Consider the following 7145-nt stretch of genomic DNA (forward strand, 5'->3'; position numbering starts at 1 on the left):
CCCTACCTGATCCCCGCCGTGCGCATACTGGAGTCCGGCGTCGCCTCCGCCGCCGACATCAACCGCGCCATGGTCCTCGGCTGCGGCCACCCGCTCGGGCCCCTGGGCCTCATTGACCTGATCGGCCTGGACATCATCGCCTCGGTCGGCCAGTCGACGTACGAGGAGCTCAAGGACCCCTAGTACGCGGCCCCCCACCCTGCTGCCGCGCATGATCGAGGGCGGCTTCCTGCGCCGCAAAAGCGGCCAGGGCTTCCACGACTACTCCCCCGCCGCCCCTCGAAACGCCACGGCTGCCACTGCACCCCGGTCGGCTGAACACCCGGTCACAATGCGCTCGGCCAGCGCTTCCCACCCGAGCAACACAAGTGCCGTAGCTCTACTAAGCGGAGGCCTCGCGGTGAGCCGGGCGCGGGAGGGCCGGTTGGGGCCCGAGTCGGGACAGCAACTGCACCCGTGAGCTGACGCCCAGTTTGCGGTAGATCCGGGTCAGGTGCTGCTCGACCGTGCTGGTGGTGACGTAGAGCCTGCCGGCGATCTCCCGGTTGGTCAGGCCCTTTGCCGCGAAATCGGCGACCCTCCGCTCCGCAGCGCTGAGCATGAGCAGGTCGACTTCCGTCTCCTCCGGCACGTCCGGCGCGCCGACCCGCCGAGCGGGCTGGTCCGCGAAGAACGCCTGCCTGATGCTGTTGGCCTTGCGTGCCACTGACCGCGCCCGGCCGGCCTCACCGAGTTGGGTGTACGCATCGTGCAGGGCGGCGAGCGCACCCGCCAACTCGAACTTGTCCCCGCTTCGGTGCAGGACATCCACAGCCTCGCGCAGCACCGGTGGCCGGAAGCGCAGTTCGAGGGTCGCCGCCAGCAGCCGCAAGGTGCGGCCGCGCACCCGCAAGTGGCCCTGGCCGATCCGGCGTAGCTGCTCGCGCGCATAGCGTGCGGCCACCTCGCGGTCCCCGAGCTGCAGGTGAGCGGCGGCCATCTCCGTGCGCCACGGCAACGCCCCGGTCCGCGCCATCCCCCACTGGTCGAGCAGGTCACCGACGGCCTGGAAATCGTCGAGAGCCACCTGCGCGAGCCCGCGCTCAACGTAGTGACGGCCGCGCGCCAACAGATAGAACAAGCCGAACGGCGTCTCGAACATCACGTCCGGCACTCGCAGAGCGAGCGTGCGCGCCGCTTCATCGTGTTTGCCCTGCAGCGTTTGCGCCGTCAGCAGGGTGCTCAACGGCACACCGGCCAGCACGCCCCAGTCGGCGACCGGGATGAGTTCGAGCGCGGCGGCTGCCCGGGTGGCCGCCACGGTGATCGAGCCCCTGCGCAAGGCAATGCCCGCGCCGATCGCGCAGAACAGCGCGTGCCAGGTGGGCGCCTGGAGGTCGAAGCAGGCCCGCACCAGTTCCTGGCACCGCCTTTCCGCCTCCTCCAATCGCTCGGCGTGAACCATCCTGCGCAACGCGAGGATGAGCGGCAGCAGATTGATTTCGGTCAGCGGCTGCTGCCACAGCGCGTCGTCCACATGGACCAAGCCCTCCGCAGTCGCCTCCTGATGATGGGTGCTCTGGAAGTGTTCGAGCAATCGGTAGCCGATAGCGCCCGGATACATGATCGGCGCGCCGTTTGTCTTACTCTCGCCGGTCGCTCGCCGGACGACGCCCGGATACATGTAGGCCAGCCACTTCTGCATCATGTCGAACCCCCATGAAGGCCGGGAGTCCGGCGGCGCGTCGGCCGCTAGCCGGGACAGCGCGGAGCAAGCATCGGCCACCCGCCCCTGGACCAGCATGATGATGATCGGCATCGTCGCGTGCCGGTCCCGAAGCTGACCGCTCAGCATCGCGTCGGTCAGCTCGGACAGATGGCCGACCGCGGCTCTCAGGTCGCCCCGCCATTCCGCCCGCAGCAGCAGGGCCACAATGTCCACCCGACGCTGGACATCGGTGTCTACCTGGTATGCCAGCCGCAGCAGCTCTGTGGCCCGCCGCGGGTAGCCCTCCTCCAGCGCCTGCTGCGCCCCCTCGACCAGATTCGTTACGGCCGACGGGTCGTCGAGACGACCCGAGGCGACTAGGTGCTCCGCGATGATCAAGGAGTCCGCACCGTGGGCCTTGAGTTGATTCGCCGCGCGCCAATGCAGCTCGGATCGACAATCGTCCGAGAAGGCGTTCAGCACAGCGCCGGCGATGACCGGGTGCCGCATCCGACCGGATTCCACCAGACCGATCTGGGTCAGCACCTGCATCGCTGCGGTGACCCGGTCTGGCGCGACGTCGACGAGCCGGCCGAGCAATGCGAACCGCGACGGTTCGCCGATGACCGAGACCGCACCCGCGACCCGCAGCGTCACCGGATCGCACCGGCGCAGGACGTGCAGAACTGCCCGCTCGACCTCGGCCCCTGTGTCCAGCTCGGCTGGCGTGCCGTCGCCGCCGGTGACAGCCCAGCCATCCTTCAGCAACGCGTGCAGGAGCAACGGATTGCCACCGGTGAGCTGGTGCGCTTTCGCGGCTAGTTGCGTCGCAACAGACTCGGGGAGTCGCTCGGCCATGAGCTCGGCGACGCCGCTCGGCGAAAGCGGAGTCAGCTGCAGCCGCCGGCAGTAGGCCTGCTGGCAGAGCTCGGTGTGGAGCAGCCAGGCGTCGCTGTGGAGCAGCCAGGCGTCACTCAGGGACATCTGGATATCCTCGCGCCAGCCGAGGACGATCAGGATTCGGGCGAGCCCGGCACGGCGGATCAGATAGCTGAGCCAGTCCTGGGAGAAAGCGTCGAGGTACTGCGTGTCGTCAATGGCGATCACCACTGGGCTCTCGCCGGCCAGCTCCAGCACCGCTGTCGCCAGCCCGTCCAGCACCAGAGAGCGACTCACCCCGTCGGATGCCGCATCGGCAAGCAGCTGGTGGTCGAGTAGACCACCGACGATCATCGCCGTATCGCGGTCAAAGATCTCACCGGCAAGCAATTGGCGCACGACGCCCAGGGAGAGCGAGCATTCGGTCAGCGCCCCATTGGCACGGAGCAGCCGCGCTCCGGCGCCGCGGGCCCGGTCGCCGAACTGGTCGATCAGCGCCGTCTTGCCACTCCCGACAACCCCCTGGAGCACGACAACGCGTACGCCCTCGGTGGCGGACTCGGCAAAAGCTGCAGTCAACTCAGCGAGTTCAGAATCTCGCTCGATCATGCAAGATCTCCCCATCTACAGTTGACGGCGAATTCAGGCGATCGAAGCATCTGACTCGAGGAGCTTGGCGAGTACTTCGGACGGCTTCTCTTAGCTATGGATCGTAGGGCATCGGTCGTTGGATGTCGCATTGTGAGAGTTGTCATGCCCGGGAGACCACGGTTATACTACGCATTAGCACGTCCGGAGTTAGGCGCGTCCGCGAGGAAAGGCAAATGACCGGTCCGAGCACCCTTCGCGGTGAAAGTCATGGAATGCGTCTAAAACTGTCTCGTGGTGGGCGACAATCGACGCAACATAATTCTTTCACAACAACGGTTTTCCGGTGACAGAATTCATCGCTTGCGGCGCAACCCCCCGCTGGCTGTCCCTCAAAGACCGGGCTTTCCAATGACCAGGAGCCCAGGGGAACCCGCGCGGGAGGTGATTTTCAGCTGGCTTCACAACGCCATGGCTACGCTCTCCTTCATCTGGAACGCCACCGTACCTGATCAATCAGGACGCTACCACGAGAGCGTGTCCTTGTGCAGCTGTGACGTTGTCGACCTGGTGCGTTAGGCGCGCGGGCCCAGCAAAGTCGGACATTCGCGACTTTCTCAGTCGGGTCGATCATCTTACGATGTTGCTGGTCAACGACGTAGACGACTTTTGGGGAACGTCACTGTTCCCAACCCTTGTGCATCGCCGGGCCTCCTCTCGATGCCGCGCCCACAGGCCACTGGCCGGCTACGCAGACGGTGAAGTGGGGTTCGAGTCGACACTGGCCAATGCTGACACGCTCACCTGGGGCCAGTCACGCTGCGCCGCCGGCCTGGTGGGTCGCACGGTCTGCGCGCAGCCAGGAAAAGGCAGGCGGCGCGGGCGCAACCACAGCCTGTTAGCGATCTGAAGATCCGAAACATTTTCATGGTCGACTTCGCGCTTGCCTTCTGGCATCTTGTGCTACACAATGGCAGCGACTAGCGAGAATCATGTGGCATCGGCCACAGGAAAGCGCACGAGATGAGGTCGGCTTCGATAACGTGATGACTTAGCCTGGTTGCTGTTGACCTTCAAGCCATGCGCAGCCGCGTGCGGCGGCTAATCAAGTTTCTCCGTTTGTAAAACCGATAATATGGACAATCCGCCTGATTCAGAAATCGCATTGGGACGAAGGCTTTCGGGCTGCACGGTGGTCCACTAATCCGCGCCCACGCGAATTATTCTGCTGGGCCGCTCTGCTTTTGGGCAATGCGAAGCCCTCGCCGCTGAGCTGGGTCCGCTCGGGATCCAGAGCATGGTCGTCGAGCCCGGGGCGTTGCGTACCGACCTCTTCGACGCCAGCTCCCTGTCGGTCGCCGGGGCGCGGCTGGCGGCCTACGACGGCACCCCCGCCCACCACGTGCTCGACGGGATCGACGCGGCCAATCACGCCCAGCCCGGGGATCCGGTCAAGGGCGCGGCGCTGATCGTCGAGGTGACCGACGGCGAGACGCTGCCCTCGCACCTGCTGGTGGGCAGCGACGCTTACGAGCGTCTCGAGGTCAAGAACGCGATGGTCGCGGAGCACATCGCCCCCTGGCGCAGCAGGGCGCTGGCCACCGCGCACCGCGACTGAGCCTGCCCGTTTCGCATCGCGCGGCAGGGCCGGGCCCTGCCTCCGGGGGCGAGGACGTCGCGGAGCCATCGCGTTCATCGCTGCGCCACATACCAACGTCGAGACCACGATCCTGCCCACTGCCCAGACAGTCTGAACGGGCATGACGGTCGGCGGCCGTCGCGCACAGGGACACCGAGGAACCGGAAGGACGACCACTGATGGCCCGCACCCGCGGAGCCGACGAGCTCGCCGAGTTCCTCCGAGCCGCCCGCGAGCGCGTCGATCCGGCGCTCGTGACGGCATCGACAACGCTGCCCCACGGCGCCCGGTCCGCGGACTGCACCGCGACGAGCTCGCCCGGCCCGCCAGCGTAAGCATCGACTAGTACACGCGCTTCGAGCAGGGACGCGGCCGGAGGTCCGCGCGGTCGAGCGCGCCCGTGGGGGTCAGGAGGCGCCGTCACGTTTCATGCGTGCCCCTGAAGGCCACCATGACAGCGTTAAACGCCGTGAAGGCTCCCATCAGGGCACACGGCAAGCCTGGGGTGACGACTGAAGGGGACTTTCCCTCGACTCAACCTTGCAAAAGTCCCCTTCACCAGAACAGACATCGCGGACTGGGCTGATTCCGGAGAGTTCCCGGTCGAGTTCATGTGCCGTGAACTGGACGTGTCCCGCTCAGGGTTTACGCATGGCGCGGACGCGGTCCAGCGACAACATGGCGCGGGTCGATGAGCCGATCACCCGAGGAAGATGCCACCCAGATTGCGGGCTTTGCTGGCCGGTTCATATCTCCGGTGGTGCCCTGGTCGGTGATGCCGTGCCCGGCGTTACACGCAGCGAGATGCATCGCGGCCCCGCGGCGCATCCCATACGTTTTGAGGTGGTGCCGCAGCGTCGTCATTGGGCAGGTCGAGCAGGTCAGTGCCGTCTTGCCAGCGGTTCCAGTGATGTCCGCATAGGCCACGCCACATCACGGTGCCGACGCAGGCATAGCGTCGGCATTGTCCGATTTCGTTGTCGATGCTGTCCATCTGGATCCTCCTTCACCGCCACCTCGACGGTACCTTTCGACATGAGTTCACCTGGGTGGGCCAGCTGCAGTGAGGTCCTCGAAGCCGAAGTACACGGTGCCCTGATCGGAGCCGACCGGTGGTGTAGCGCTGCTGGGCTCGCCGTCGGATATCGCTCGTTGTGCGCATCCACAGCACGACGTCCAGGCAGCGCAGCAGGCTGATGTCATCACTACCGCCGGCCTCGGTACGGAGGTCCAGCAGGGCGGTCGCGCGTTGAGGATCGTTTGCGAACCACGTCCACAGGCAGGCCCAGATACTGTCCGGGCGACCCAGGTGCGCAGCGACTTGCGAATCGTAAACGGGGAGCAGGTGGGGCCGTTTACGGGCCAGCAGCTTGTTCGCGGTCACTGGACGGTGTTTGCCGCCGGACCGGCAGAGCAACCTCCAGAGTTCGTGGGCCGGTGACTCGGGTGTGTAGGTGGCCAAGGGTGACTCGTACATAGGCACGTCAAGCGGGAGTTGACGTAGCAGCGTGGCGATCTCCTCGGCGTGCGTGACCGTGGTGGCCACGGCGACTCCGTCGGTGATGCTCAGGAAGCTGAGCGACAAGACGTCAGCGGCGGTCACCTGGTCGCGAACGGCCGTCCGATCTCCGCTGCCATCGAACCGCTCGAAGCTGCGGCCGGTGTACAACCCGCCAAGTTCGGGATCCTGATTGAAGTAGACGCGGAGCGTCGCGAGGGCGTCAATGTGGTCGGCTCCGAGCACCACCTGGTCGAGAAGGCCATGCTGCGACTTGTAGATGCAGGCACGCGGAACGGACACTGCGTCGATGGGCATGGTTTCACCTTCGATCCTCAAGCCGACCCTGCCGAGCCTTCGTACTGAGTCGCCGCGGTTCGACCAGCCGTTACCATGAAGAGAGGACTGAGACATGACCGTCGCCATGCTGATCCGCCCAGTGCAGTCAACCGCGCCACGCGGCTGCGCCGCACGTGATCGCGGCCAAGGCGCGGACTCCTGAGAGTTGCAAGCTGTCCGTGTCGCGCACCGGACGAGACCGTGACACTTTGCATACTGCACCAGGCAGTGACAGTCGCTTGCCCGTACACAGCCTTGACTGGGTTACCGTACGTCCCCCGCTAGTTCCGGCAAAAACCATGCCGTCCGCGACGTCCGGTGCCGGGGGATGCGCCCCTCGTAGTGCGGTCGCGTTCAAGCGCCGCAGCGCGCGATTGCGCTATTTCTTTTGGGTGTGGTTCGTTTTGAGGGAGGGGCTCACCCAGCGAGGATGTAGTCGTTTTGCTGGTGGGTGTAGCGGGTTTCGTGGCGGCGATAATGTTCTTTGAGCAGGTGGTAGGCCCAGTACTCCTCAA

The 7145-nt window shown here is 65.7% G+C and carries 6 protein-coding genes; 3 read left to right on the plus strand and 3 right to left on the minus strand.

All coding sequences use genetic code 11. The features are described from left to right. On the plus strand, positions 1 to 183 hold a 183-nt coding region (locus tag QMK34_RS46320; RefSeq protein WP_326421348.1), incomplete at its 5' end, for a 3-hydroxyacyl-CoA dehydrogenase family protein. Positions 184 to 382: 199 nt separating this feature from the next. On the opposite strand, the gene QMK34_RS46325 is transcribed toward QMK34_RS46320, so the two are convergent. Next, positions 383 to 3175 (minus strand): AAA family ATPase, encoded by a 2793-nt coding sequence (locus tag QMK34_RS46325; protein WP_326421349.1) that lies wholly within the window; start codon positions 3173 to 3175, stop codon positions 383 to 385. A gap of 1276 nt (positions 3176 to 4451) precedes the next feature. Here QMK34_RS46325 and QMK34_RS46330 point away from each other — a divergent pair. Then, a complete protein-coding gene (locus QMK34_RS46330; RefSeq protein ID WP_326421351.1) occupies positions 4452 to 4772 on the plus strand; it encodes a hypothetical protein in 321 nt (106 codons plus the stop codon). A gap of 200 nt (positions 4773 to 4972) precedes the next feature. Then, positions 4973 to 5128 (plus strand): hypothetical protein, encoded by a 156-nt coding sequence (locus QMK34_RS46335; protein WP_326421353.1) that lies wholly within the window; start codon positions 4973 to 4975, stop codon positions 5126 to 5128. Between the two features lie 455 nt (positions 5129 to 5583). Here the strand turns inward: QMK34_RS46335 and QMK34_RS46340 are convergent, their stop codons facing one another. Beyond that, on the minus strand, positions 5584 to 5787 hold the full coding sequence (locus QMK34_RS46340; protein WP_326421354.1) for a hypothetical protein: 204 nt from the start codon (positions 5785 to 5787) through the stop codon (positions 5584 to 5586). Between the two features lie 12 nt (positions 5788 to 5799). Then, positions 5800 to 6609 (minus strand): DUF6308 family protein, encoded by an 810-nt coding sequence (locus QMK34_RS46345; protein WP_326421355.1) that lies wholly within the window; start codon positions 6607 to 6609, stop codon positions 5800 to 5802. Positions 6610 to 7145 lie beyond the last annotated feature (536 nt).

Source organism: Amycolatopsis sp. H20-H5, assembly GCF_035828755.1.
Classification (GTDB): Bacteria; Actinomycetota; Actinomycetes; order Mycobacteriales; family Pseudonocardiaceae; genus Amycolatopsis.